Source organism: Allobosea sp. NPDC003192 (genome assembly GCF_050275675.1).
Classification (GTDB): domain Bacteria; phylum Pseudomonadota; class Alphaproteobacteria; order Rhizobiales; family Beijerinckiaceae; genus Allobosea.
The window spans coordinates 20258-46531 of the sequence record NZ_JBNNPK010000031.1; the positions used below are offsets into that span (position 1 = coordinate 20258).

Below are 26274 nucleotides of genomic sequence, written 5' to 3' on the forward strand. Positions count from 1 at the left end.
TAAGCACGTCCGCCGTCAGACCTGCCGCTCCCAGACCTCCTGCTGCTCCTTCCTGACCATCTCCTCGGCGCTGACGGGCCTGACGGTGCGATAGCGCGGCGCCTCGGCTTCGATGACCTCGATGATCGCCGCGATCATCTCCGCCGGATCGTGCTGACGGTTGAGCTCACGCACGGGCCAATGCGCGACGACGCGCTCCTCCTGCCCCCACCACTGATCCATGCTCTCCATGCCGGTGTCGTTGAAGCCCGTCCGGAAGGCACCGGGATTCACCGTCACGACCTCGACCCCATAGGACCTGAGTTCCTCGTGCATTGCCGAACAGATGGCTTCGACCGCATGCTTGGAGGCCGCATAGGCGCCGTCGAAGGGAACCTTGACCAGCCCCGCCACCGAGGACGTCCAGACGACCCGGCCCGAGCCGCGCTTCACCATGATGCGCGCGAAGCCCTGGGCGAGTTCCAGGGCCGCGAAGACGTTCGTCTCGAAGACCGAACGGAACACCGACATCGGAATCTCGACCATCGGCCCCGATTCCATGATGCCGGCATTGTTGAACAGGACATCGATCTCGATGCCGAGCGCATGCTTGCGATCGATCTCGTTGAGCACGTCGAGCTTGATCACACGGAGGTCGATACCCTCGGCCTTGGCCGCGTTGCGCAACTCCCATACCTGCGGCCAGATCTGGCAACCGGCGATCACGGCATGGCCGCGGGCGGCGAGCCCGAAGGCGACACCGCGGCCGAAGCCGGATGCCGCTCCCGTTACGAGAACCGTCTTGCTCATGCTGCTCGTCCTTCCGGTTGCTATCACCCCTCGATGTCGCCGGTGCGGATCGCGGCACGGACGGCCTGCGCCGTCGTCGCGACCCCGAGGCGCCGGCGTGCCCGGCGCAGATGATTCTCGACCGTGCGCTCCGACAGGCCGAGCGTCGCGGCGATCTCGGCCTGCCGCCGGCCGGCCGCCGTCCAGGCGAGAACCTCGCGCTCGCGTGCCGAGAGCGTGCTGGCCGTCTCGCCGGCCGGAGCCTCCAGCAATCTGCGCGCGGCCGTGAAGGCAGCAGCGGCAACGACCGACGCTGCCAGGCGCGCCAAGAGCGATGCGTCGATGCGTTCGCCGCCCAGGCTCATCGCTCCCTCGAGACCGAGCGGACCGAACACCGGCACCTGCAGGCCATGAAGGCCGTGGCCGCGAGGCACACGGACGATGCGATAGAATTCCCCGGCCTTGCTATGCGTCTTGGTCCAGAAGAACGGCTCGCGTGCCTGCAGGACGTGGCGCGTCATCGGGCAGCGCCGGACATAGGTCTCGGCATCGACGCCTTCTCCAGTGCCGAACCAGTCGCCTTCGACCCAGTAGATGCGCTCGACCTGTTCATCCTGCACCGCCGACGCCGAAAACAGCACGAAGCGATCATAACCAAGCGGCCGCGCAAAAGCGCGGACCGCATCCTGGATCGCCGGCAAGGCGACACTCCCTTCGATCGCCAGAGCGGCGCGAAAGGCCGTCTCGGCCTGCACCGCGCTCACCCGGCGCCGACCGCGTCAAGCAAGGTGGAAGCCGCGAGCTTGCCCAGCGCATTGCCGGCAAGCGGGCTGTCCCCGGTCAGCAGCTTGCGGTCGCGATGGACCATCCCGGAAATGTCCATGTTCAGGATCTCGATCCCGAGCCCCTTCAGCCTCTCGCCAAAGGCCCAGGTCAGATGGCCGGGCATATAGCCGATATCGGGAGTCTTGGCATCGAGCGCGTCGGGGAAGGCGCAGATCTTGTAGCCGTCATAGATGCTGGCGCCTTTCGCTCCTTCGATTCCAACTGCCAGCAGAGCCGCCGGCCCGTGGCAAAGCGTAATCACGAACTTGTCCTTGGCCGCCGCCCATTCGAGCACGGTCTTCACATCCCGGCTCTCGGGCAGCCCGATCAGGGCGCCATGCCCGCCGGGAATGAACACGCCGATATAATCGGAGTCCTCGCCGAGAGCCTTCTCGATCACGTCCGAGAGCTTGAGCGGCTGCTTGAACTGGTCGCGATACCTGTCGAACAGGCCTTTCACCTCCGCGTCCTCCCGCGGCATCGCCCAGTACTCGAACTTGACCGGGTTGCCCGACAGCGTCGCGACGTCGAAGGTGAAGCCGGCCTTGTCGAGATGATACATCGGCAACAGGGTCTCGACCGGATGGTTCCCGGTCGAGAACATCGTGCCGTTGTCGGTCAGGAGATAGCGCTCGTCGGCGCCGATCATCAGGATCTTCCAGCGTCCGCCCTTATAGGCGTTGGGATAGTCGGCGCCGCTCAGATTCGATTTCGGCGCAGTGAACTGGCTGAGCGAATAGGGCGAGGGAAAGAACGCATTGTCTTCGGCGTGGTCGGGAGCCGGGCGCTTGTCGTCGGATTTCGGATCGGCCATCGCATCCTCCGTCGTTGGGTGACAGTCAGCCTCAGCCTAAGGAGCCAGGATCGCGCGGCAATGAGGGATTCCCCTCAAGCGAGCCATCATAGCCGAGACGAACGGCTCGGCCATTGCGCTCCTTCCGGCGACCCGAAGCAGCCGCCATCGGCCTTGCCCTCGCCGCAGCAGCCTGATACCGCAGCGCACAGGGCCGGCGTAGCACAGCGGTAGTGCAGCGGTTTTGTAAACCGAAGGTCGGGAGTTCGATCCTCTCCGCCGGCACCACTCGACCTCGGCGGCCTGTCGCTTGCATGCCAGACCGCCGCGACGACGGAGACGAGCGGAGCCGACCGAGCGATGACCTCTGCCGACCAACGCGACCAACTGCTCGCCCTCGCGGAGCGCTGCGAGCGCACCGGCCGCCCCGACCGCAATCTCGACGCCGACATCTACGAGGCGCTTGGCTTCACCGTCCGGCGCAAGCCGACCACCCTGCTCGCGCCGCGCACGCCGCCGGGCGGCATCTATCAGCAGGGCTCGCTCTGGAAGGCGATCGGCCGGATCAGCGCCGAGATCGACGTCGCGGTCAACGTCATCCGCGAGAAGGCGCCCGACTGGAACTGGAGCTTGCAATCGGTCGCTACCGAGCAGCAGACCTATGAGGCGCTGGTCGCCGGCTGCTCCGGCCAGGGCGCGCTCGCCTCGCTGGCACTCTGCGCCGCCCTGCTCAAAGCCTTCGCCAGGCGCCGCACCGATCAGCCACCGGCACAGGCCGAGCGCTAAAACGGTTTCCATTTCAACAGCGAAGCCGATTCACCGGACAAATTGATTCAGCCGGCGTCGATCGGCGCGGCGCGGTATCGTCGCCTCACGGACAATTGACCCAAGGCAACCAAACGGCGGTTGAAGGCGTTGTTCGCCCAGCTAGTTTGGCGCTCGGGCTGAACCAATGCCCAGGTTGCGATTCTGGCTGGCGGGGCGCCATTCGGGAGAGGTCGTGCCCTTCTCGTTGTTGGAGCCTGATCGATGGCCCATGTCGAACCCTCACGCCGCACCATGATGGCAGGCGCCGGTGTGCTCGCTGCCGCAGCCGCGCTCGACCTGCCTACCGGTATCGCGCCGGCCCATGCGCAAGGAGCTTCCGTGAACCAGAACCCGGGTTTCTATCGCTACAAGGTCGGCGACATCACCGTCACGGCCCTGAACGACGGCTTCGCCAAGCGCCCGCTCGAAGGCTTCGTGCGCAATGCCGAGCTCGCCGACGTCAAGAAGGCGATGGAGCAGGCCTATCTGCCGAGCGATGCGCTCTCGATCACCTTCACCACGCTGGCGCTGCAGGTCGGCGACAAGCTGACCCTGATCGACACAGGCAACGGCGATTCCGGCGCGCCGACCTCGGGCGCCTGGATGAAGAACTTCCAGGCCGCCGGGCTCGACCCGAAGAACGTCACGAGCGTGATCTTCAGCCATTTCCACGGCGACCACATCAACGGTTTCCGACTCAAGGACGGCACCGCCGTCTTCCCGAACGCCGAGGTGATGGTGCCGGCGGCCGAATGGGCGTTCTGGATGGACGACGCCAAGATGAACGCCGCACCCGAGGCGATGAAGGGGGCTTTCGGCGGCGTGCGCCGCGTCTTCGGCCCGGTCGCCAAGGACGTGAAACAATATGAGGCCGGCAAGGAGATCGTGCCGGGCGTGACTGCCATCGCGGCGCCCGGCCATACGCCCGGCCATACCGTCTTCGCCGTCTCCTCCGGCAGCGGCAAGCTGCTGGTGCTGTCGGACACGACCAACCATCCGGCGCTGTTCGTGCGCAACCCCGACTGGTCGGCGGTGTTCGACATGGACGGACCGCAGGCCGCCGCCACCCGCCGCAAGCTGCTCGACATGGCCGCCACGGAAAAGATGCAGGTCTGCTTCTATCATGCGCCCTTCCCGGCGACCGGCCATATCGCCAAGGCCGGCAGCGGTTTCGAGCTCGTCCCGGTGCAGTGGAGCAGCGCGATCTGAGACCCTCGCGCACTCCGCTGGAGAAAGGCCGGGGCAAGCGCCTCGGCCTTTCTTTTTCCAGCCCTTGCGCAAGCGGCTCGCGATCCCGTCGGCGACCGTGCTAGACCGGCGGAAGTTACCGCCGACCGGATACCAGCGATGACCGAGCGCTTCGCCGCCATCTCCTTCGTCGCCAGCGACACGCCCGAGGCCCAGGCCGCGCGGGTCAAGCTGGTCGAGCGCTATGGCGACGCCGACCCGGCGCAAGCCGAGGTGATCGTCGCGCTCGGCGGTGACGGGCTGATGCTGCAGACGCTGCACCGCTTCATGGGGACCGCCAAGCCGATCTACGGGATGAACCGCGGCTCGGTCGGCTTCCTGATGAACGAGTTCCGTGAGCGCGGCCTGCGCCAGCGACTCGAGGCGGCGCAACGCAGCGTCGTCCACCCGCTGGTGATGACGGCGGTCGACTGCAATGGCAAGCGCGTTGAGGCACGCGCGATCAACGAGGTTTCACTGCTGCGTCGCTCCTATCAGGCTGCAAAGCTGCGCATCTCGGTGGATGGCCAGGTGCGCCTGTCCGAGCTCGTCGCCGATGGCGTGCTACTGGCGACCCCGGCCGGCTCGACCGCCTACAACCTCTCGGCCAATGGCCCGATCCTGCCGCTCGATGCGCCGCTGCTGGCCCTGACCCCGCTCTCACCTTTCCGGCCGCGGCGCTGGCGCGGCGCGCTCCTGCCCGACCATGCCAGGGTGACGATCGCCGTGCTGGAAGCCGAGAAGCGCCCGGTCAGCGCCGTCGCCGACCATACCCAGATCGACAAAGTCATCTCGGTCCAGATCGCGATCGACCGCTCGCTCGACCTCGTGATGCTGCACGATCCCGGCCACAGCCTGGACGAACGCATCCTGCGCGAGCAGTTCGGCTATTGAACAGACGATGCGCGGCGCCTTGCCGGAGCAGCGGGCCGAATCGCGGCGCCCGCTGACCGATTAGCTCTCGTCCGGCAGCCGCTTGGCCGATCAGCTTGCGCTGCAAGCCGATCGAATGAGGCCTAGAACGGGATGTCGTCGTCGAGATGGCTCGACGAGCGCGAGCCGCCGCCACTCGCCATGGCCGGCTGGCGCGAGCCGCCGCCCACCGGGCTCGAACGGCCGAAGGAGCCGCCGCCCGACGACCCCTCGTCGCCATAGCCGCCGCCGCTGCCGCCACCGAACTCGTCGCCGCCCTGGCCGCGACTGTCGAGAATGGTGAGCTCGCCACGGAAACGCTGCAGCACGATCTCGGTCGTGTACTTCTCGACGCCCTGCTGGTCCTGCCATTTGCGGGTCTGCAGCTGGCCTTCGATGTAAACCTTCGAGCCCTTCTTCAGATACTGCTCGGCGACCTTGGCGAGGTTCTCGTTGAAGATCACCACGGAGTGCCACTCGGTGCGCTCCTTGCGCTCGCCCGACTGCTTGTCGCGCCAGGTCTCCGACGTGGCGATCCTGAGATTGACCACCGGCTCACCGCTGCCCAGGCGCCGCACCTCGGGATCGCGCCCGAGATTGCCGACCAGAATGACCTTGTTGACGCTACCAGCCATGACAGGCTCCACTTCCTGCGCACTTCACCACAAATCCGGCCGGACGACCGGAGCCGGACCCTAGCGGGCCATGCCGGCACTATCAACGATGTTCCTGTTTTGTTCAAGAGCGTTTCGAGGCTTGTCCCCGACAAAAAATGCGCGCCGCCCGAAGGCCGCGAAGCAGCGAGCCTCGCAGTGCGGCGCGGCCGTCGTGTCATGGCCTGAAACACCGAACTGCGCGTGCAGGATGCGTTCGCTCAGGCGGTAGCCGGCGTCGTGCAGCATCACGAGGTCTAGCGCGGTCTGGACCGAAATGACATCGTCGACCTGGGTATGGTCGGCGACGGCGCTGGCCTCAGGCCCGGGCGGCGGCGCGCTCCAGGGCGGCGGCTTCTCCGCCGAAAGCGCGCGTCGCACGCGCTGCCGCGGCCAGCAGAGGCTGCCTCATCCGTCCGATGAAGACCTCGTCGATCCGCATCCGCGGCCCTGCGAGCGTGATCGCGCCGACCAGGGTGGCGCCAGGGCCGAACACCGGTGCCGACAGGCCGGCCGTGTCCGGATCGCGATCACCGAGCGAGACATAGTGATAGCTCCGCCGGATCGTCTCATAGGGCTCGCCCGACTCGCCGGCAAATGCAGCCAACACTCGCCCGCCGGAGCCCAGATGCAGGGGCAGCACGTCGCCCTCACGGACATGATAGCGGATGGGGTGCCTGGACTCGATGCGGTAGAGGCAGGTCCGCAGATTCCCCGCAGGGGCGTAGAACGCCACGCTCTCGCCGCTCTCCTCGGCGAGGTCGCGCATGATCGGCAGCAGGATGTCGGCGGCAGCGACCGAGCGCTGATAGATCGCGCCGAGCCGAAACGCTCCCGAGCCGATCCGGTAGAGGCCGTCGGGCAGGCGTTCGAGCAGGTGCCCGCGGATCAATGAGCCTGCCAACCGCATGATCGTGCTCTTGTAGAGCCCCGTCCTAGCCGCGATCTCGGCCAGCGACAGCGTCCGGTCCTGCGGCGTGAAGGCATTGAGGATCGCGATGGCACGGTCGAGGGCCGCGACCCCGTCCGACGATGCCGGCAGGGCCGCCGTTCCGTCCTGTTTCGCCTTGCCCGCCACGTCGACCATCCTCGCCATGCCGGATCGATATCGGATCGAGCGGGCCTCGTCCAGATCGTTCTGTTAGACAGAATAATATTCTGATTGACAGAACGACCATGCGCTGGCAAAAGCGCACTCGGTCAGGCCGCACGATGAGAACGAGCGATCAGCTCGCCGGCCCGAACCTCGAAGATGCCGGCAACGCGGCATCGAGCCATGGAGGAAACCGATGCTGACTCGCCGTCATGCCCTGCTGGGCTCGTTCGCCGCCGGAGCTGCCGTCCAAGCGCAATGGTCGATCGGTGCCGCGCTCGCGCAGAGCCCCACCCAGCTCCAGATGTTCGTGCCGGCCGCGCCCGGCGGCGGCTGGGATCAGACCGCCCGCACGATGGAGCAGGTGCTCCGGACGGAGAAGCTGATCTCCGGGGCCCAGATCACCAATGTCGGCGGCGCCGGCGGCACGGTCGGCCTGCCGCAGTTCACCAATCAGTGGAAGGGCCGGCCCAATGCCCTGATGGTCTCCGGCATGGTCATGGTCGGCGCCATCATCGCCAACAAGGCGCCGGTGAAGCTCTCCCAGACCACGCCGATCGCCCGCCTGACTGGCGAGTTCCTTGCTCTCGTCGTGCCGGCAAGCTCGCCGTTCAGGACGGCGAAGGATTTCGTCGCGGCACTCAAGGCCGATCCGGCCAAGGTCCCGGTCTGCGGCGGCTCGGCCGGCGGCTCCGACCACATCCTGCTCGGGCTGATGGCGAAGTCGGTCGGCGTCGCGCCGGCCAAGCTCGCCTATGTCCCCTATGCCGGCGGCGGCCAGGCGGTGGCGTCGCTGCTCGGCAACCAGGTCGCGGCCGGCATCTCCGGCTATGGCGAGTTCTCGGAGCAGGTGAAGGCCGGCAAGCTGCGCCTGCTCGCCATCTCGGCCGACAAGCGCCAGCCCGGCATCGATGCGCCGACGCTGAAGGAACAGGGCATCGACGTCGAGCTCTTCAACTGGCGCGGCGTCTTCGCCCCGCCGAACGTCAGCGCCGACCAGCGGGCGGCGATGATCACGCTGATCGAGAAGATGGCCGGCAGCCCGGCCTGGCTCGACGAGGTCAGGAAGCGCGACTGGACCCCGATCCTGCTCACCGGCGAAGCCTATGCCGGCTTCCTCCAGGAAGAGACGGCGCGCATCGAGGCGATCCTCAGAGATCTCGGCCTGGCCGCCTGATCGCGCCGGGGCCCACCTCCCCGACAATCTCACTCAAGGACATCCGTGATGACTGACGCTTATTCGCGGCAGCCCCCGCACGCGCGCCTTGCCCCGGCAGAAGCCCTGATCGGGCTCGGGCTGCTGCTCTTTTCCGGGCTCACCCTCTGGCAGACGCTCTCGATCCCGGTCTCGCCGATGTATGCCCAGGTCGGCCCGCGGGTCTTCCCCTACATCACCAGCGCGGGCCTTGCGGTCTTCGCTGTCCTGCTCCTGGTGCAGGCGGCCCGTGGCGGCTGGCAGCCGGCCGATGAGAAGGAGGTCGAGCTCGACTGGAAGGCGGTCGCCTTCGTCGCCGCGGGGCTCGTCGCCAATGTCGCGCTGATTGGCCCGCTCGGCTTCTCGGCCGCCTCAATAGTGATGTTCGTGCTCGTCGCCCATGGCTTCGGCAGCCGGCGGCCGCTGCGGGATGCAGTGATCGGGCTCGTCCTCGCGCTCGCCGCCTATTTCGGCTTCGCCAGGGCACTCGGCGTCAATATCGGCGCCGGCCTCATCGAAAACCTGCTGGGGGGCTGAGATGGACACGCTCGCCCAGCTCGGACACGGCTTTGCGGTCGCCTTCTCGCCGAACAACCTGCTCTGGTGCCTCGTCGGCACCACGCTCGGCACCGCCATCGGCGTGCTGCCGGGCCTAGGACCGGCGCTGACCATCGCGCTGCTGCTGCCGATCACCTTCCAGGTTGCCCCGGAGGCGGCCTTCATCCTCTTCGCCGGCATCTATTACGGCGCGATGTATGGCGGCTCGACCACCTCGATCCTGCTCAACACGCCGGGCGAGAGCGCGACGATCGTCACTGCCCTCGAAGGCAACAAGATGGCTCGCTCCGGCCGGGCCGGCGCGGCGCTCGCGACCTCGGCGATCGGCTCCTTCGTCGCCGGCACGATCGGCACCATGGGCGTCACCTTCCTGGCGCCGGTCGTTGTCAGCCTGGCCCTGCTGTTCGGCCCGGCCGAATATTTTTCGCTGATGGTGCTCGCCTTCGTCACGGTCTCTGCCGTGCTCGGCTCCTCCGCCGTCCGCGGCCTCGCCAGCCTGTTCCTCGGCTTCTATCTCGGCATGATCGGCATCGACCTGCAGACCGGGCAGCCGCGCTTCACCTTCGGCCTGACCGAACTGCTGGACGGCACCAATGTCATCGTCGTCGCAGTCGGCCTGTTCGCGGTCGGCGAGACGCTCTACGTCGCCGCCCGCCGCCATGCCGGCAAGGACGAGATCGTGCCCCTGCGCGGCTCGCTCTACATGACCCGCGAGGAATGGTCGCGCTCCTGGAAGCCCTGGCTGCGCGGCACCGCGATCGGCTTCCCGATCGGGGCCATGCCGGCCGGCGGGGCGGAAATCCCGACCTTCCTGTCCTATGTCCTGGAGAGGCGGCTGTCGAAGAAGCCGGAGGAGTTCGGCACGGTCGGCGCCATCGAGGGCGTCGCCGGCCCCGAAGCCGCCAACAACGCCTCCGCCGCCGGCGTCCTCGTGCCGATGCTGACGCTCGGCCTGCCGACCTCGGCGACCGCCGCGATCATGCTCTCGGCCTTCCAGAGCTACGGCATCCAGCCCGGCCCGCTGCTGCTCGACACCCAGCCGGCGCTGGTCTGGGGCCTGATCGCCAGCCTCTACGTCGCCAATGTCCTGCTCGTCGTCCTCAACCTGCCGCTGGTCGGGCTCTGGGTCCGCATCCTGAAGATCCCGGCGCCGCTGCTCTATGCCGGCATCCTGGTCTTCGCGACGGTCGGCACCTACGGCATCTCGCAATCGCCGATCGACCTCATCCTGCTCTACGTCCTCGGCGGCGTCGGCTTCCTGATGCGCCGCTTCGACTTCCCGACTGCGCCGGTCGTGATCGGGATGATCCTCGGGCCGATGGCCGAGACCGAATTCCGCCGGGCGATGACGATCTCGGGCGGCGACTGGACGGTGCTGTTCACCCAGCCGCTCTCCGCTGCGCTGCTGGCGCTCGCCTTCGCGGCGCTGTTCGGCCCGCGCCTCTACCAGCTGATCCAGGCCTGGCGCGGGCCGCGTCCCGAGCATGTCCCCGGCGACGCCTGACAAGCGAGACAGAAGATGACCCAACTCCTTCAAGGCCTGCGTATCCTCGATCTCACCAATGTGCTGGCCGGCCCCTACTGCGGCTATCAGCTCGCTCTGCTCGGGGCCGACGTGATCAAGGTCGAGGCGCCCAATGGCGGCGACCTCGCCCGCCAGCTCGGCGGCTCGCCGGAACTCAACAAGGCAGCGATGGGTGCCTCCTTCCTGGCCCAGAACGCCGGCAAGCGCTCCGTCGTCGTCGACCTCAAGAGCGAGGACGGCCGGGCACAGTTCCGCGATCTCCTCGCCACGGCCGACGCGCTCGTCGAGAACTTCCGGCCGGGCGTGATGGATCGCCTCGGGCTCGGCTACGAGAGCCTGCGCTCCATCCGGCCGGGCCTGGTCTATTGCGCCATCTCAGGCTTCGGCCAGACCGGGCCGATGCGGGACAACCCCGCCTATGACCAGATCATCCAGGGCCTTTCCGGGGTGATGAGCATTACCGGCACGCCCGAGACCGCCCCCTTGCGGGTCGGCTACCCCGTCTGCGACACGCTCGGCGGCCTGTTCGGCGCCTTCGCGGTGGTCTCCGCGCTGCTGCGCCGCGCCAGCACCGGCGAAGGCGCCTTCCTCGACGTCTCCATGCTCGAATGCACGCTCAGCGCCCTCGGCTGGCCGGTGTCGAACTATCTGACGGCCGGCGTCGAGCCGAAGGCGATGGGCAACGAGAACATGACGGCGGCCCCCTCCGGCGCCTTTGAGACCGGCGAAGGGCTGCTCAACATCGCCGCCAACAAGCAGGAACAGTTCGTCACGCTCTGCGGCGTCATCGGGCGGCCCGAGCTCGCGGGCGATGCGCGCTTCAGCGAGCGCGAGGCCCGCAAGCGCCATCGCAGCGAGCTGAAGGGGCTGATCGAGGCGGCGCTCGCCGCGGCGCCGGCCGCGGACTGGGAGGATCGCCTCAACCGGGCCGGCGTGCCGGCCGGGCGTGTCCTGACGATCCCCCAGGTCCTGCAGGAGACGCAGGTGACCTCCCGCAACATGACCACCCGCTTCGAGACCGGCGCGGGAACCGGCCCGCTGACGGTGATCCGCGGCGGCTTCCTGGTCGACGGCGAAGCGCCTCGGCCGACGCAGCCGCCGCCCAAGCTGGGCGAGCACAGCGAAGAAATCCTGGCGGAAGCGCGCCGGCAGCGCGGCACGAGGAGGCAGGCATGAGCGAGGGCGAGCGCAAGCAGGGCCGCGAGCGCGGCGAGGAGTGGTGGTCGACCGGGATCATCGAGATGCGGCCCGGCCTGATCCGCCTGCGCGGGTACCCGATCGAGGACCTGATCGGCCGGATCAGCTTCCCGGCGATGATCTGGCTGATGCTGCGTGGCGAACTGCCGAGCGAAGCCCAGGCCGAGCTGCTCGGCGCGGCGCTCGGAGCGGCGGTCGATCACGGCCCGCAGGCGCCCTCGATCGCGATCGCCCGCATGGCCGCCACCTGCGGCGTCGGCATCAACAGCGCCATGGCCTCGGCCATCAACGTGCTCGGCGATGTTCATGGCGGCGCCGGCGAGCAGGCGGTGGAATTTTTCGGCGACATCGCCGCAGCGATGGATGCGGGCCAATCGCTCGAAGAGGCTGTCGAGGACCGCGTCACTCGATTCTTCGCCGAGAGCGGCTATGTGCCGGGCCTCGGCCACCGCTTCCACCCGCTCGACCCGCGCGCGCCGCGACTGCTGGCGCTGGTGCGCGAAGCGGCCCGTGCGGGCACCGTGGGAGGACGGTTTGCGGATATCGCCGAGGCGGTCGAGGCCGCCGTTGCGCGAGCCAAGGGCAAGCGCATCCCGCTCAACATCGATGGCGCCACTGCCGTCATCTATGGCGAGCTCGGCTTCCCGCCGCCGCTGACGCGCGGCCTGTTCGTGCTCTCGCGCTCGGTCGGCATCCTCGCTCATGCCTGGGAGCAGTTGCAGCAGCCCGACCGCAACAAGGGGCCGCTGCCGCGCGAATGGCTCTGGGCCTATCGCGGCGCGCCGGAGCGCCGGCTGCCCGAAGCGCAAGCCGCGCAATCATCACCATCAGACCAATAGCCAAGATCGATCTCGGGGGAGACAATCATGACGCATCTCGATCGCCGCTCGTTCCTGTACGTTTCGCTCGGGGCTTCCGCCGCCTCGCTCGGGCTCGGCCGGCTGTCCGGCCCGGCGCTGGCACAGACCTATCCGTCGGCCAATATCCGGATGGTGGTGCCCTACGCTGCTGGCGGCACCACCGATTTCGTCGGGAGGCTTATCGCCGAGGCGATGGGCGAGCAGACTGGCGGCCATCGCTTCTTCGTCGAGAACAAGACCGGCGCGGCGGGCGGCATCGGCATGAAGGACGTCGCGGCGGCCAAGCCCGACGGCTACACGGTGCTGCTCGGCGATTCCACCATGGCGGTGACGCCGACGCTGACGCCAGCGGCCGGGATCGATCCCCTCAGGATGTTCAGGCCGGTCTGCCTGATCGCGACCTTCCCCTCGGTCCTCGTCGTGCATCCGAGCGTACCGGCCAAGACCGTCGCCGAACTGATCGCCTATGCCAAGGGCAACCCCGGCAAGCTGAATTTCGGCTCGGGCGGCGTCGGCACCGTCCCGCATCTCCAGGGCGAGCAGTTCCGGCTGAAGACCGGCGCGAGCCTGCAGCATGTGCCCTATCGCGGCGCCGCCGCCGCACTCCAGGACGTCGTCGCCGGGCAGATCCAGATGCTGTTCACGGCCGCGCCGACCGCGCTCTCCTTCATCGAGGGCGGGCAGCTCAGGCTGATCGCGACAACGGGGGCCGAGCGCCTGCCGATCGCGGCGCAGGTGCCGACCCTGATCGAGGCCGGCGTCAAGGACTTCGTCTCCTCGCAATGGTTCGGCCTGCTCGCCCCGGCCGGGACTCCCGAGCCGATCGTCGCCCGGCTCAACGAGCTCGCCGTCCAGGCGACGCGCAACCCCGCCGTCGCCAAGCGCATCACCGAGCAGGGCGGCTTCCTGCAGCCGGGCTCGCCCGATGATTTCACCCGGTTCATCGCGAGCGAACTCAAGAGCTGGGGCGATGTCGTCCGCGCGGCGCAGGTGCAATAGCTCTCTGATGCCTCGCCGATTTCCAGGGAGTTGACCGATGAGCTGGTTCGCACCGCCGCAGCCGATCGAGACGGAGGTCTTTACCAGTCTGCCCGAGGCGTTCCGGGATCGGCGCGCGAGCGCCTGGAGCATCGCCAACAAGGGCGGGCAAGCGATCGATTCCTTCCTGGAGGGGCCGTGCCTGGGTCCCGACGGCACGCTCCATGTCGTCGATATCCCGTTCGGGCGGATCTTCGCGATCGACCCGGCCGGGCAATGGCGTCTGGTCGTCACCTATGACGGCTGGCCGAACGGCATGAAGGTCGCGCCGCACGGGCGGCTGATCGTGGCCGATTACCGCCGCGGCCTGCTCTCGATCGATCCCGTGAGCGGCGCGGTCGAGACCATCCTCGGGGCGGTCAACAGCGAAGGCTTCAAGGGACTGAACGACCTCCAGCTCCTGCCCGATGGCTCGATCCTGTTCACCGACCAGGGCCAGACCGGCATGCAGGACCCCAGCGGCCGGCTGTACCGGCTCTGGCCGGATGGCCGGCTCGACCGGATCATCGGCAACGCAGCGAGCCCGAACGGCGTCGCCGTTTCGCGGGAGGGAACCCACGCCTTCCTGGCGCTGACCCGCGCCGCCCAGATCTGGCGGGTGCCGCTCGACCCCAACGCCCAGGCCGGCAAGACCCAGGTCTTCGCCCAACTACCCGGCGGTCTGTCCGGACCTGACGGGCTAGTCGTCGATGGCCAGGGCCGCCTGATCGTCTGCGATCCCGGCCATGGCTGCGCCTGGATCCTATCGCCGCTCGGCGTGCCGCTCTACCGCGTGCTCTCCTGCGCCGGGCGGACGGTGACGAATGCGGTGCTCCTGCCCGATGATAAGACTCTGCTGCTGACCGAATCCGAGACCGGACAGGTCCTCAGGGCGCGCCTCCCGCAAACCTAGCGGCGGCCCTCAGATCGCTATGCCGGCAGCACGACCACCTTCGTCTTGACCGGCGTATTGTTGTACAGGTGGATCATATCCTGCGTGAGCAGGCCGATGCAGCCGCTGGTGATGCCGTTTCCGATCGATTCCGCGTCGAGCGAGGCGTAGATCGTGTAGAGCGTGTAGGCGCCGTTCTGATAGAGATGGAGCGTGCGCGCGCCGAGCGGATTGTCGAGACCGCCGGGCATGCCGCGGGCGTATTTGGCCGCCTCGGGCTGGCGCTTGATCATCTCCTTGGGCGGCGTCCAGGTCGCCCATTCGGACTTGCGCCCGACATAGGCGTCGCCATTCCAGCGGAAGCCGTCGCGGCCGACATTGGCGCCGTAGCGTGTCGCGCTCCCGTCCCCTTCGACGCGGTAGACATAGTAATTGCCGGGATCGACGATGATCGTGCCCGCTGCTTCCTTGGTGTTGTAGGCGACCGTCTTGCGGAAATATTTCGGATCGACATGGGTGACGTCGATCGCCGGGATCGGGAACTTCTCCTCCGGCACCGGGCCGTAGAGCTTCTGCGCCTCGGCGAGGCTCATGCCGTCAGTGGTGCAACCGCCGAGCGCGAGCGCGCCCAGACCGGCGGCCGAGCCGGCCAGAAAGGAGCGGCGGTTGAGAAGGCCCGCCGGGCGCCCGAGCAGGGCGATCTCGTGCTTCTTGCGGGCATCGGCATTGCTGTCGTCGATGATCATGTTCCTGGACTTCCCATGTCCTGCTGCCCGACGAGTGATGGCTCCGGCATACATCTGCTGAACGTCTTGGCTGGGCGGAGATTGCCGTCACAGGGCTCGCCTGGCAAGCTCGGGCCTTCGCTGCAAGCCGCACCATATACCAGAACCGGCAACGGCCACGTAGCCCTGTTGCTATGAGCCGGCTTCGACAGCCCGGCATCACCGGCGCCGCAACAATGGGGATGGGTTTGTCGGTCCTTCTGCTCCCGGTCGCGAATCTGCTCTCGCGCCGGTCCAAGTGCTTGGCGGGGCAGTTGCAAGACTAGGCCAACTGGCATTCTCTTGCTCGCTCGACACTCGTCGATCAGCCACTTGAGCCCTCAGGGATGTCCATGCCTGAAGCCTTCTCCTTCGAGGCCCTGAAGACCGCGGTGGCGGCCGGGGAGATCGATACCGTGATCATCGCCATGGTCGACATGGCCGGGCAATTGATCGGCAAGCGCTTCCATGCCGAGCATTTCGTCGCGACCGCCCATGACGAAACCCATGCCTGCAATTATTTGCTGGCAAACGACATCGATATGGAACCGGTGCCCGGTTACGCCGCCGCCAACTGGTCGAAGGGCTATGGCGATTTCGTCCTGAAGCCGGACATGGCGACGCTGCGGCGGATCTCCTGGTTGCCCGGCACGGCGCTGGTCATCGCCGATGTGCTCGACCATCACAGCCATGAGGACGTGCCGCACGCGCCGCGCGGCTTGCTGAAGAAGCAGCTAGCCCGCCTGCAGGCCATGGGCATGAAGGCCTATTTCGCCACGGAGCTCGAATTCTATCTGTTCGACGAGAGCTATGAGGCGATCCACGCCAAGGGCTATCGCGAGCCGAAAACGGCCGGCTACTACATCGAGGACTACCACATCTTCCAGACCACCAAGGAAGAGCCGGTGATGCGGGCGATCCGCAACGGGCTGCACGACAGCGGCATACCGGTCGAGAACTCCAAGGGCGAATGGGGGCCGGGCCAGGCCGAGATCAATGTCCGCTATGCCGACGCGCTCGACATGGCCGACCGCCATGTCGTGATCAAGAACGGCATCAAGGAGATCGCCCATGCCCAGGGCAAGGCCGTCACCTTCATGTCGAAATGGCGCTACGACCTTGCCGGCTCCTCCAGCCATGTCCACGCCTCGCTCTGGGACGCGCAGGGAGAGAGATCGCTCTTCGCCGACCCGAATGGCGAGCGCGGCATGTCGGAGCTGATGCGCCAGTACGTGGCCGGACAGCTCGCCCATGCGCGCGAGATCACCTATTTCCTCGCGCCCTACATCAACTCCTACAAGCGCTTCCAGCAGGTCGGCACCTTCGCGCCGACGCGCGCCGTCTGGAGCGACGATAACCGCACCGCGGGCTTCCGCCTCTGCGGCGCCGGCAGCAAGGCCATCCGCATCGAGTGCCGGATCGGCGGCTCCGACCTCAACCCCTATCTCGCCTTTGCCGCGCTGATCGCCGCCGGCCTCTCCGGCATCGAGCAGAAGCTGGAGCTGGAGCCGGCCTTCGTCGGCGACGCCTATGGCGGGGCGGAATTGCGCCAGATTCCGAACACCCTGCGCGAGGCGACGGAAACCCTCAACGGCTCAGCGATGCTGCGGGCTGCTCTGGGCGATCACGTGGTCGACCACTACGTCCACACCGCACGCTGGGAGCAGCTCGAATACGACCGCCGCATCACCGACTGGGAACTGAAGCGCGGCTTCGAACGCTACTGAGACGGATAGCCCGACAATGACTGACGTATTGCGCTGCGTGTCGCCCGTGGATGGGCGTGTCTATGCCGAGAGGGAGGTCGCGAGCGAAGCCGCGATCACAGCGGCGCTGGCAGCGGCCCGCGACGCCCAGCGCGCTTGGCGCCGGCTCGACATCGCCCGCCGCGCCGAATTTTGCTCCGCCTTCGTCGATGCGATGCTGGCGATGAAGGACGAGATCGTTCCCGAGCTCGCCTGGCAGATGGGCCGGCCGGTGCGTTACGGCGCCGGCGAGTTGCGCGGCTTCGAGGAGCGCGCCCGCCATATGATCGGGATCGCCGAGAGCGCGCTCGCGCCATTGCGGCCCGAGCCCAAGGACAAGTTCGAGCGCTGGATCGCGCGCGAGCCGCTCGGCGTGGTCATGGTCGTCGCGCCCTGGAACTACCCTTACCTCACCGCGGTCAACACGGTCGTACCGGCGCTGATGGCGGGCAATGCCGTCATCCTCAAGCACGCCGCCCAGACGCTGCTCGTCGGCGAGCGCTTCCAGAAGGCTGCTGCCGCCGCCGGGCTCCCGGCCGGGCTGTTCCAGAACCTCGGGCTCAGCCATGCGCAAACCGGCCGGATCATTGCCGGCCGCCATGTCGACCAAGTCAACTTCACCGGCTCGGTCGCCGGCGGCAAGGCGATGGAGGCGGCGGCGAGCGGCACGTTCGTCGGCCTCGGGCTCGAGCTTGGCGGCAAGGACCCCGCCTATGTCCGGGCCGATGCCGACCTCGCGCAGACGGTCGAGAACCTCGTCGACGGCGCCTTCTTCAACTCCGGCCAGTCCTGCTGCGGCATCGAGCGCATCTATGTCCATCGCGACCTCTACCCGAAATTCGTCGAGGGCTTCGTCGAATTGACGAAGAGCTATGTCCTCGGCGACCCGCTCGACGAAGCCACGACCTTGGGCCCGATGGTGAAGGCGGAGGCTGCCGCGTTCGCCCGAGGCCAGGTCGCGGAGGCCGTACGCGCCGGCGCCAAAGCGCTGGTCGACCCCGGCCTGTTCCCGCGCGATCGCTCGGGCACGCCCTATATGGCGCCGCAGGTCGTGGTCGACGTGAATCACCAGATGGGCCTGATGCGCGAGGAAAGCTTCGCGCCGACCGTCGGCATCATGGCGATCGCCGACGATGCTGAAGCCGTCGCGCTGATGAACGACAGCCCCTATGGGCTGACCGCCTCGCTCTGGACGCAAGATCCGGCCGCAGCCGCGCGCCTCGGCGCCGAGATCGAGACCGGCACGGTCTTCATGAACCGCTGCGACTATCTCGACCCAGCCTTGGCCTGGACCGGCGTCAAGGATACCGGCCGCGGCGCGAGCCTCTCCCGCATCGGCTACGAGACGCTGACCCGTCCGAAATCCTTCCATCTCCGCACTGCATTCTGAACGAGGCGACCCGTGACGCTGAAGGCCAACTGGAATTATCCCACCGCGGTCCGCTTCGGCCCCGGGCGCATCGGCGAGCTCGCTCAGGCCTGCGCCGCCGCCGGCATCGAGCGTCCGCTGCTCGTCACCGATTCCGGCCTGTCCGGCTTGCCGATGATCAAAGACGCCATGGCGCTCCTCAACGCCGCAGGGCTGAAGGTCACGTTGTTCGACCGCGTCCGGGCCAATCCGGTCGCCGCGAATGTCGAGGACGGGCTGAAGGTGTTCCGGGACAGCGACAGCGACGGCGTCATCGCCTTCGGCGGCGGCTCGGCGCTGGATTGCGGCAAGGTCGTCGCCTTCATGGCCGGGCAAAGCCGGCCGATGTGGGATTTCGAGGATATCGGCGACTGGTGGACGCGGGCCGACCCGGCCGGCATCGCTCCGATCATCGCCGTCCCGACCACGGCCGGCACCGGCTCCGAGGTCGGTCGCGCCGGCGTCATCACCGACGAGACGACGCAGACCAAGAAGGTGATCTTCCACCCCAGGATGATGCCGCAGATCGTGATCTGCGATCCCGAGCTTACCGTCGGGCTGCCGGCCAAGGTCACGGTCGGCGCCGGCATGGATGCGCTGGCGCATTGCCTCGAAGCCTATTGCGCGCCGGGCTTCCACCCCCTGGCGGACGGGATCGCGGTCGAAGGCATCCGGCTCTGCAAGGTCTTCCTGCCCCGCGCGGTCGCCGACGGCGCCGATATCGAAGCGCGGGCCCAGATGATGGCCGCCGCCGCCATGGGCGCGACCGCCTTCCAGAAGGGGCTCGGCGCTATCCACGCGCTGTCGCACCCGATCGGCTCGGTGCACCACACCCATCACGGCATGACCAACGCCGTGTTCATGCCCTATGTCCTCGCCTTCAACCGTCCGGCGATCGAGGAAAAGATCGCAAGGCTCGCCGCCTATCTCGGGCTGGAGCCGAGCTTCGACTCCTTCTTCGACTGGATCATTGCCTTGCGCCGCGATCTCGGCGTGCCGGATACGCTCGCAGCCTTCGGCGTAAGCGGGCTCGACTATGGCAGGCTGGCGAAGATGGCGATCGTCGATCCGACCGCTGGCGGCAATCCAGTCCCCCTCACCGAGGCGGCGGCCGATGCCTTGTTCCGGGAAGCTACGGGGTGACGCCGGACGCGATAGCCGGCGTGGCGAGGATGGCTCTCAGGCCTGTCGACCTCGACCCAGGGTTCTGTAACGAGCGCTTCACGCGCCGCCAGAACCATGCTGTTGCTGAAGGAGCAGCAGGCACGAGGGACGAGGCATGTGTGTCTTTCCGGGCTGCCGTCGACGCGATACCGGCAACGATGCGTGTAAGGCGGGCGCAACTCGCAATGATGATCGCACGCCCGTCGCGCCACAACCCACAGGCGAAACATACACGTAATTTTACTTGTATTCCCCAACGGCATGATCAATTCTTCCTCGCTATGCCCTTGCGTAATGCGAGAGATTGCCATGAACACTCCCTGGATGGCGGTCGCCGAATATTTCGTAGCCGAGCGCCTTGCCGAGGTTCCTGGCGCTGCCAGCGATCCGCGCATCAGCGAAATGTACCGCCTCGTCACCGGGACGGCCCGTAGCGACGATGTGCCCTGGTGCGCCGCCTTCGTCGGAGCCTGCCTCGAATTATCGGGCTATGCGCCGACCAGCAGTCTGCTCGCCTCCAGCTACAAGACCTTCGGGGAAAAGCTGTCCACGCCCACCCCGGGCTGCGTCATCGTGCTGAAGCCGCAGACGGCGGGTGCGTCGGGGCATGTCGGCTTCTTCGTCTCCATGGCGAACGGCCGCGTCCGTCTCCTCGGCGGCAATCAGGACGATGCCGCAAAGGAGCAGAACTACGCGGCGGGCGACATCGTCGCCATCCGCTGGCCGGTCAAGACCGCGCCGCTGCCCAGCTCCACCTCCCTGCCGACGATCCTCGACATCGCGCCCGATCAGGCGCCACTCCATCTCTCCGGCGGCTTGCCGGACAGCTTCGATCCGCTGGACTGGCCCGAACCCGAGCCCATGCCCGCCGACGCCATGATCGGGATGGGCGCGCGCGGCGCCAATGTCGAGGCGCTCCAGACCCAACTCACGAAGCTGAACTACCATTTGGGCGCGACCGACGGCATCTTCGGGCCGCTGACCTTCGCTGCCGTCCTGGCCTTCCAGGCCGAGAATGGCCTGCCCGCGACAGGTCAGGTCGGCAGCGCGGAATGGGCGAAGCTCTCGACGGCCACGGCCAGGCCGCTCGGGCCGCAACGCAATGGCGCGGATCTCGACAAGCTGCGCGAAACCGGCTCGCGAACCGTCGCCACGGCCGACTGGCTGCGGAAAGTGGGCATCGGGACCGGCCTGCTCGGTGCGCTCGGCTTCACCGACAGGCAGACCGACATCGTCGAACGCATGGTCGGCGGGCTGAAGGTCGCCACCGGCGTCGCCTCTCCGTCCCAGTTCGTCGACAACGCGATCAGATTGCAGCGAGAGGTCGAGGCCACGCTCCAGGAGGGATTGAAGGGTGTGAACAACATCGCACCCAATGTCCTGAACCTGACATCGGAGAAGCTCGTCGCCCTCGTCCAGAAAACCGTCCTGCCGCTGCAGACCGGCGACGCCAACCTGGCCCCGACCAGGCTCTTCGAGTTGCAGAACGAGGTCCGCGCTCTGCTGGGCAGGGACCTGCCTGCCGCCGCGACCCAGATCCCGAAGCTCACATTCGATCTGATGGACAAGCTGACGCCGCTGGCGAAGCCGATTTCGATGGTGCCGGGTCCGGCGGGCACTGCGCCCTCGCCCGGCCTCGTCGGCCCGCTGCTTGACCTGATCCCGGCGCTGATCGGCGGCCAGGGTTCCGCGACCTGGCTGCTGGTCGCGCTGGGCGGCTTGCTCGCCTATCGCAGCGGCGGCCAGATCAACGAGTATCGCCTGCAGGACTACCGTAACGCCGCCAATCTGGGCCGGTGAGCAGCCGCCACCGGTCATCCGTTCCACGATGCCCCCGCCTGCCGCGTCCGGAGGAGACTTCGTCATGCTGGATCGCAGCATTTTTCTGGCCGAAGCGCGCCGGGCGCCGTTCGGCGGACGCCTGCAGACGAGCCAGGAACGGGGCCTGCGCGCCATCCTCGACGAGTGGGAACAGCGCATGCCGACCGGCGATCCGCGCTGGCTCGCCTATATGCTGGCGACGGCCTATCACGAGACGGCCTTCACCATGCAGCCGATCCGCGAATTCGGGCGTGGCCGCGGCCGCAGCTATGGCAGCCCCGATCCCCAGTCCGGCCAGACCTATTACGGTCGCGGCTATGTCCAGCTCACCTGGAAGAACAATTACGCCAAGGCGACGCAACTGTTCGGCCGCGATTTCGTCAACCAGCCCGATCTCGCATTGGATCCCGGGCTCGCGGCGGCGATCATGTTCAGCGGCATGAGCGGAGGCTGGTTCACCGGCAAGAAGCTCGGCGATTATTTCGGACCGGGCGTCGAGGACTGGTTCAATGCGCGGCGCATCGTCAACGGCACCGATCGCGCCAACCAGATCGCGGCCTATGGCCGCCAGTTCCTGGCTGCGATCCGCGCCGCTTCGCAGGCGGTCGCCAGCACCGGCGCGGCGATGACCGGTCCGATCTCGACCGGCGCCCTGTTCCGTGGTGGCCCCCAGGGCGCCGCTGTCCTGGCGCTGCAGGAGGCGCTGGCGCAGAAGGGCTATCCCCCCGGCCCGCTCGATGGCGAGTTCGGGCCGCTGACGGAACAGGCGTTGCTGGCCTTCCAGAAGGATGCGGGCCTGCTTCCCACCGGCGTATTCGATGCCGCCCAGTGGCCGACGCTGACGGCCGCGGCGCCACGAGCGCTGCCGGTCGAGCGGATCACCGCCACCCAGCAGACGCTTCGCGAGCTTGGCTCGGTCACCATCGGCGAGACCGATCGCTCGAAGCGCGTCGCGATCGGCAGCGGCATACTGGCGGCACTCGGTCTCGGCGAGAGCCAGATGGAGGTGCTGCCGAAGCTGCTGGCCAAGCTCCCCGAGATGCTCGGGACGAGCCCCGGCGCGGCGACGGGCCCTGCCGTCATCGACCCGCTGATCCGCCTGGCTCTCGGCGTGATCAGCCCGGGCGGCGCCGGCATCTGGCTCGGCCTTGCCGGCGCAGCCGCCTATCTCTGGCGTTCGGCCGATGCCGTCGCCGAGCGACGCGTCGCGGACCATCGCAGCGGAGCCAATATCAAGGACCTCCACCGCTGATCGGCAGCCGGTGAAGGCCGTTACGGAACCTCGCCTTCGAAGCGCACGCCGAGCGAGCCGAGCGCACGCCAGTAGTCGGGATAGGTCTTCGCTACGCAGGCGGGATCGAGGATGGTGACGCCGCCGATCTTCAAGCCCGCCAGCGCGAAGCTCATGGCGATGCGGTGATCGGCGAAGGTGTCGATCTCGGCCGCCAACGTCTGGCCGGCCAGCGCCGGATCGGAGGCAACCAGCAGATCGTCGCCCTCCTCCACGCCGAGCCCCGGCCTGATCCGCGACAGGCCCTGCGACAGCGCCGCGACACGGTCGCATTCCTTGACGCGCAGATTGGCGATGCCGGTGAAGCGCACCGGCGTCCGGTTGAAGGCGGCGAGCAGGGCGAGCGTCGGCACCGCGTCCTGCATCTGCGAGCCGTCGATCTCAGCCGGAAGGTTCGGGAATGCGGCGATCAGCTCATGTGCCTTGGCGTCAGGCTGGGTGAAGGCGGACGCCGGCACGCCGAGATCGATCGCGCCGCCGGTCAGCACCTCCGCCGCCCAGAGATAGGTCGCGGCAGAGGCGTCCGGCTCGATCAGGTAGTCGGTCGCGACATAGCCAGTCGGCGCGATCCGCCAGCCGCCGCTCGCCGGCTCGGAGACCTCGGCGCCGAAGGCGCGCATCGTCGCCAGCGTCAGGTCGACATAGCCACGCGCGCCGATCTCCTGGCCGGTCAATACAACATCGACCGGATTGCGTGCGCAGGCGCCGGCCATGAGCAGGGCCGAGACGTACTGACTGGAGAGCCCGCCATCGACTTCGACCAGCCCGCCCTCGAAACCGCCCTGCCCCTGGATGATCACCGGCGGGCAGCCGCTCGGCGCGTTGATCGCAACGCCGAGCCGGGTGAGCGCCTCGACCAGCGGCAGGATCGGCCGCTTGCGCATGTGCTCGTCGCCGTCGACGACGACCGTGCCGTCGACCAGCGCTGCCGCCGCAGTCAGGAAGCGGGTCGCGGTACCGGCATTGCCGAGGAAAAGCGGCTTGGCCGGCGCCTTGAGCCGGCCATCGCTGGTGACGATGAAGCTGGTCGCGTCGGGCTCTTCGATCGCGACGCCCATGTCGCGCAACGCCTGCGCCATATAGCGGGTGTCGTCGCTCTTCAGGGCGCCGCTGAGCCGGCTGGTGCCCTTCGCCAGCGCCGCGACCAGCAGCGCCCGGTTGGTGATCGACTTCGAGCCGGGCGGCATCACCCGGCCGGTCAGGGCCGCCGTCGTCGGCAGGATGGTGAGTTTGCTCAGGGCGGATTGGGTCATGGCAGGCTCGCGGCTCGGTCGCGAGGGTCTTAGACGCTAGGCCCCGGGAGCGAAAGGCATACCGTCATTGCGAACGCAAGCCGTCATGCTCGCCCTTGTGGCGAGCATTCGCGTCTTGAACACCAAGCCCGACCATGACGGGAATAGTTCAGCCCTTCGCCAACCCAAACCCGCCAACCGGCTGCGTGACGACGTGGCTGTCGAAGCCGGCGATGATCGGCCTGGCCTTGGCTATCGCCGCCTGCACCGCCGGCAGAGCGAGCGAGGCCTTGTGGCTCTCCTCCTTGTCCCAGACCTCGGTCACCCAGATCGCGTCGGCATCGTCGGGATCACGGGCGACGATGTAGCTCAGGCAGCCCGGCATCTCGCCGCTGCTCCCGAGGATATAGCCGATCAGTGCCTCGCGCTCGCCGGGCTTGGCCCGCATTTTCCCGATCAGTCCGTACATGGCAGGCCCTCCATCGATGTCGGGCGGCACCCTGCCCAAGCGGCGGATGCGGCGCAACCGACCGCCCTGACCGAATCCGTCAGCAGCTCATTCCGGCGGCCGCCGCTGCCTGAGGATCGCCTGGGCCATGCGGTCGAGCAGGATCGCCAGCGCCACGACCGCGAGCCCGCCGACAAAGCCGAGGCCCGGATCAGCGCGCTGCAAGCCGAGCAGTACGACCTCGCCCAAGCCCTTCGCGCCGATCATGGAGGCGACGACGACCATGGCGAGCGAGAGCATGATCGCCTGGTTGAGGCCCTGCAGGATCACCGGACGCGCCAGCGGCAACTCGATGAGCCGGAGCGTCTGCCACGGCCCGAGCCCAAGCGCTCGGGCAGCGTGGACCATGCCGATATCGATGCCGCGCAGGCCGAGCTCGGTCAGCCGAGCAAAGGGCGGCAGGGCGTAGATCAGGGTCGCGAGCAGCGCCGGCGCGCGCCCGAGCCCGAGCAGCATCGCCACCGGGATCAGGTAGACGAAGTTGGGAATGGTCTGCATCAGGTCGTAGATCGGCGCGAGCACCCGCCCCAGCCGCGGCAGGCGTGCGGCTGCGATGCCAAGCGGCAGGCCGATAATCACGACCAGCACCACCGCGACGATGACGAGCGCCAGCGTCTGCATCGCCTCGGTCCAGACGCCAAGGCCGGCGAGCACCAGCGGCAGCACCGCCATGGCGAGCGCAAAGCCGACACTGCGCCGCGCCAGCCAAGCACTCGCAGCGACCGCCAGGACGAAGGCCGGCACGGGGATGAGCAGCAGCGCAGCCTCGACGCCGCGCACCGGCGCGGTCAGCGACCTGCTGAAACCGTCGAGATCGTTGCCATAGCCGGTGACGACGGCATCGACGCCCTGGTTGACCAGCTTCTGCAGAGCCTTGCCGAAATCCGGCAATCCATCGAGTGTCACAGGCCGGACGCGACCTTGCTGGCGATCTCGGCCGGCAGCCAGGCCTTCCAGACGTCAGGCTGCGTCTTCAGGAAGACCAGCGCCTGCTGCTCGGGCGAGACGCCCTTCTCGCGGGCTTCGGCCAGCATCTTCGAGGTCAGCTCGCTCGTCGTGGTGTACTTCCTGAAGAAGCCGGCGAGCTGCGGCGCCTTCTTCGCCAGTTCGACATTGGCGCCGATGACGACCCGGCTGACCGGATAGGCGCTGGCGCGCTTGGGCGCATCGCTCGCCTTGAGCTCGTCCCAGATCGCCTGGTCGAAGGCCGGCTCCTCGAGCTTGACCAGATCATAGGCGCCGAGCAGCCAGCTCGGCCCCCAATAATAGAACACGACCGGCCGCTTGCGCTTCAGGGCGGATTCGATGGCAGCGACGATCGCCTCGCCGGAGCCGCCGCGCAGATTGGTGAAATCCCCGGACAGCCCATAGGCGACGAGCTTCTTGCTGTTGATACCCTCGCAGACCCAGCCGGCGACGCAATTGTAGAAGCGCCCCTTGCCCGGCTCGTCCGGGTCGGTGAACAGCTCCTTGTAGCGCTTGAGATCCTGCACCGATTTCAGCTCGGGCGCCTTGGCGTCGGCGCCGGAGACCAGATAGCGCGGCACGAACCAGCCTTCGGTCGCATCGGGGAAGGTCGTGCCCAGCGGCTCGACCTTGCCGGCAGCCGACTCCTTGAGCCAAGCCTCGACCGGATTGGCCAGCCAGATCTCCATGACGATGTCGACATCGCCGCGGCCGAGGCCGGTGACCAGCGGCGCGATCACGCCCGGCACGCGCTCGACCTTGCAGCCGAAGCCCTTCTCGGCAATGGCGCTGGCGACGGCGCCGTGGAAGGCGGCGGAGTCATAATCGAGCCCCGCCATCTTCAGCGGCCGGTCCAGCTCGCAGGCGAAGCCGGGAGCGGTGAGACCGAGGCCGAGCAGCAGCGCGGCTCCTCGCAGAACGGCTTTCATCATGACGATCCCCCGCTGATGGCAGTGCCCGATCATGGCACCTGACGACCCGGCATCTCCACGAAGCGCGACAGCAGGCGAAATGTTCCGCCGCGACAGGCGAAAAGCTTAGCGCCGCTCGCAG

26 protein-coding genes and 1 tRNA gene are annotated in these 26274 nt (G+C 67.7%); 16 read left to right on the top strand and 11 right to left on the bottom strand.

The genetic code is table 11. The features are described from left to right. Positions 1-15: 15 nt before the first annotated feature. From ACQKLX_RS28105 to hchA, 3 genes are read right to left on the bottom strand one after another with little or no spacing between them, the layout of a single operon-like run. Positions 16-789 (bottom strand): SDR family oxidoreductase, encoded by a 774-nt coding sequence (locus tag ACQKLX_RS28105; RefSeq protein ID WP_427364848.1) that lies wholly within the window; start codon positions 787-789, stop codon positions 16-18. Between the two features lie 23 nt (positions 790-812). Then, on the bottom strand, positions 813-1523 hold the full coding sequence (locus ACQKLX_RS28110) for a PA1136 family autoinducer-binding transcriptional regulator (RefSeq protein ID WP_427364849.1): 711 nt from the start codon (positions 1521-1523) through the stop codon (positions 813-815). Positions 1524-1528: 5 nt separating this feature from the next. Then, a complete protein-coding gene (gene hchA / locus ACQKLX_RS28115; RefSeq protein ID WP_427364850.1) occupies positions 1529-2407 on the bottom strand; it encodes a glyoxalase III HchA in 879 nt (292 codons plus the stop codon). Positions 2408-2599: 192 nt separating this feature from the next. Between hchA and ACQKLX_RS28120 the strand changes: the two genes are divergently transcribed. The 4 genes from ACQKLX_RS28120 (at position 2600) to ACQKLX_RS28135 (ending at position 5314) form a co-directional block, all read left to right on the top strand. Next, positions 2600-2674 (top strand) — tRNA-Thr (locus ACQKLX_RS28120). Between the two features lie 72 nt (positions 2675-2746). Further along, positions 2747-3172: a hypothetical protein gene (locus ACQKLX_RS28125; protein ID WP_427364851.1), complete on the top strand. Its 426-nt coding sequence runs from the start codon at positions 2747-2749 to the stop codon at positions 3170-3172. 243 nt (positions 3173-3415) lie between these two features. Then, positions 3416-4402, top strand: a complete 987-nt coding sequence (locus tag ACQKLX_RS28130; RefSeq protein ID WP_427364852.1) for an MBL fold metallo-hydrolase — start codon at positions 3416-3418, stop codon at positions 4400-4402. A gap of 138 nt (positions 4403-4540) precedes the next feature. Continuing rightward, positions 4541-5314, top strand: coding sequence for an NAD kinase (locus tag ACQKLX_RS28135; RefSeq protein WP_427364853.1), 774 nt, complete (start codon positions 4541-4543; stop codon positions 5312-5314). Between the two features lie 122 nt (positions 5315-5436). Here ACQKLX_RS28135 and ACQKLX_RS28140 read toward each other — a convergent pair whose 3' ends face one another. From ACQKLX_RS28140 to ACQKLX_RS28150, 3 genes are all read right to left on the bottom strand, one after another. Beyond that, positions 5437-5967, bottom strand: a complete 531-nt coding sequence (locus ACQKLX_RS28140) for a single-stranded DNA-binding protein (protein ID WP_427364854.1) — start codon at positions 5965-5967, stop codon at positions 5437-5439. A 60-nt stretch (positions 5968-6027) separates the two neighbouring features. Next, positions 6028-6234, bottom strand: coding sequence for a hypothetical protein (locus ACQKLX_RS28145; protein ID WP_427364856.1), 207 nt, complete (start codon positions 6232-6234; stop codon positions 6028-6030). Positions 6235-6304: 70 nt separating this feature from the next. After that, on the bottom strand, positions 6305-7081 hold the full coding sequence (locus ACQKLX_RS28150) for an IclR family transcriptional regulator (protein ID WP_427364857.1): 777 nt from the start codon (positions 7079-7081) through the stop codon (positions 6305-6307). 193 nt (positions 7082-7274) lie between these two features. Here ACQKLX_RS28150 and ACQKLX_RS28155 point away from each other — a divergent pair, with 193 nt between their 5' ends. From ACQKLX_RS28155 to ACQKLX_RS28185, 7 genes are read left to right on the top strand one after another with little or no spacing between them, the layout of a single operon-like run. Further along, entirely contained in the window at positions 7275-8255 is a 981-nt protein-coding gene (locus tag ACQKLX_RS28155; RefSeq protein WP_427364858.1) for a Bug family tripartite tricarboxylate transporter substrate binding protein, read from the top strand. A gap of 48 nt (positions 8256-8303) precedes the next feature. Beyond that, the gene (locus tag ACQKLX_RS28160) at positions 8304-8810 is read left to right on the top strand and encodes a tripartite tricarboxylate transporter TctB family protein (protein WP_427364859.1); all 507 of its coding nucleotides are present in this window, start codon (positions 8304-8306) and stop codon (positions 8808-8810) included. A gap of 1 nt (position 8811) precedes the next feature. Beyond that, a complete protein-coding gene (locus tag ACQKLX_RS28165; RefSeq protein ID WP_427364860.1) occupies positions 8812-10335 on the top strand; it encodes a tripartite tricarboxylate transporter permease in 1524 nt (507 codons plus the stop codon). Between the two features lie 15 nt (positions 10336-10350). Continuing rightward, on the top strand, positions 10351-11532 hold the full coding sequence (locus ACQKLX_RS28170; RefSeq protein ID WP_427364861.1) for a CaiB/BaiF CoA transferase family protein: 1182 nt from the start codon (positions 10351-10353) through the stop codon (positions 11530-11532). Then, positions 11529-12392 (top strand): citryl-CoA lyase, encoded by an 864-nt coding sequence (locus ACQKLX_RS28175; protein ID WP_427364862.1) that lies wholly within the window; start codon positions 11529-11531, stop codon positions 12390-12392. Before ACQKLX_RS28170 ends, ACQKLX_RS28175 begins: the two co-directional genes overlap by 4 nt. 27 nt (positions 12393-12419) lie before the next feature. Then, complete coding sequence (locus ACQKLX_RS28180) at positions 12420-13412, top strand: Bug family tripartite tricarboxylate transporter substrate binding protein (RefSeq protein WP_427364863.1); 993 nt, start codon at positions 12420-12422, stop codon at positions 13410-13412. A gap of 37 nt (positions 13413-13449) precedes the next feature. Then, positions 13450-14343: an SMP-30/gluconolactonase/LRE family protein gene (locus tag ACQKLX_RS28185; RefSeq protein ID WP_427364864.1), complete on the top strand. Its 894-nt coding sequence runs from the start codon at positions 13450-13452 to the stop codon at positions 14341-14343. Between the two features lie 17 nt (positions 14344-14360). Here ACQKLX_RS28185 and ACQKLX_RS28190 read toward each other — a convergent pair whose 3' ends face one another. Then, complete coding sequence (locus ACQKLX_RS28190) at positions 14361-15068, bottom strand: L,D-transpeptidase (protein WP_427364865.1); 708 nt, start codon at positions 15066-15068, stop codon at positions 14361-14363. Positions 15069-15439: 371 nt separating this feature from the next. On the opposite strand from ACQKLX_RS28190, the gene ACQKLX_RS28195 reads away from it, so the two are divergent. From ACQKLX_RS28195 to ACQKLX_RS28215, 5 genes are all read left to right on the top strand, one after another. Next, positions 15440-16813, top strand: a complete 1374-nt coding sequence (locus ACQKLX_RS28195; RefSeq protein WP_427364880.1) for a glutamine synthetase family protein — start codon at positions 15440-15442, stop codon at positions 16811-16813. Positions 16814-16829: 16 nt separating this feature from the next. Next, the gene (locus ACQKLX_RS28200) at positions 16830-18221 is read left to right on the top strand and encodes an aldehyde dehydrogenase family protein (protein ID WP_427364866.1); all 1392 of its coding nucleotides are present in this window, start codon (positions 16830-16832) and stop codon (positions 18219-18221) included. Between the two features lie 12 nt (positions 18222-18233). Beyond that, complete coding sequence (locus ACQKLX_RS28205; RefSeq protein WP_427364867.1) at positions 18234-19382, top strand: iron-containing alcohol dehydrogenase; 1149 nt, start codon at positions 18234-18236, stop codon at positions 19380-19382. Positions 19383-19712: 330 nt separating this feature from the next. Then, positions 19713-21203 (top strand): C40 family peptidase, encoded by a 1491-nt coding sequence (locus ACQKLX_RS28210; protein ID WP_427364868.1) that lies wholly within the window; start codon positions 19713-19715, stop codon positions 21201-21203. A gap of 64 nt (positions 21204-21267) precedes the next feature. Continuing rightward, positions 21268-22476 (top strand): peptidoglycan-binding protein, encoded by a 1209-nt coding sequence (locus ACQKLX_RS28215; RefSeq protein WP_427364869.1) that lies wholly within the window; start codon positions 21268-21270, stop codon positions 22474-22476. 20 nt (positions 22477-22496) lie between these two features. Here ACQKLX_RS28215 and ACQKLX_RS28220 read toward each other — a convergent pair whose 3' ends face one another. The 4 genes from ACQKLX_RS28220 to ACQKLX_RS28235 all read right to left on the bottom strand — a co-directional run bounded on the left by ACQKLX_RS28220 (position 22497) and on the right by ACQKLX_RS28235 (position 26150). Then, the gene (locus ACQKLX_RS28220; RefSeq protein WP_427364870.1) at positions 22497-23768 is read right to left on the bottom strand and encodes a 3-phosphoshikimate 1-carboxyvinyltransferase; all 1272 of its coding nucleotides are present in this window, start codon (positions 23766-23768) and stop codon (positions 22497-22499) included. Between the two features lie 148 nt (positions 23769-23916). Further along, positions 23917-24216 carry a putative quinol monooxygenase gene (locus tag ACQKLX_RS28225; protein ID WP_427364871.1) on the bottom strand — a complete coding sequence of 100 codons (300 nt, stop codon included), beginning with the start codon at positions 24214-24216 and terminating at the stop codon, positions 23917-23919. A gap of 87 nt (positions 24217-24303) precedes the next feature. Continuing rightward, positions 24304-25161 (bottom strand): ABC transporter permease, encoded by an 858-nt coding sequence (locus tag ACQKLX_RS28230; protein WP_427364872.1) that lies wholly within the window; start codon positions 25159-25161, stop codon positions 24304-24306. After that, positions 25158-26150: an ABC transporter substrate-binding protein gene (locus ACQKLX_RS28235; RefSeq protein ID WP_427364873.1), complete on the bottom strand. Its 993-nt coding sequence runs from the start codon at positions 26148-26150 to the stop codon at positions 25158-25160. The genes ACQKLX_RS28230 and ACQKLX_RS28235 overlap by 4 nt, the downstream gene beginning before the upstream one ends. Between the last annotated feature and the right edge of the window lie 124 nt (positions 26151-26274).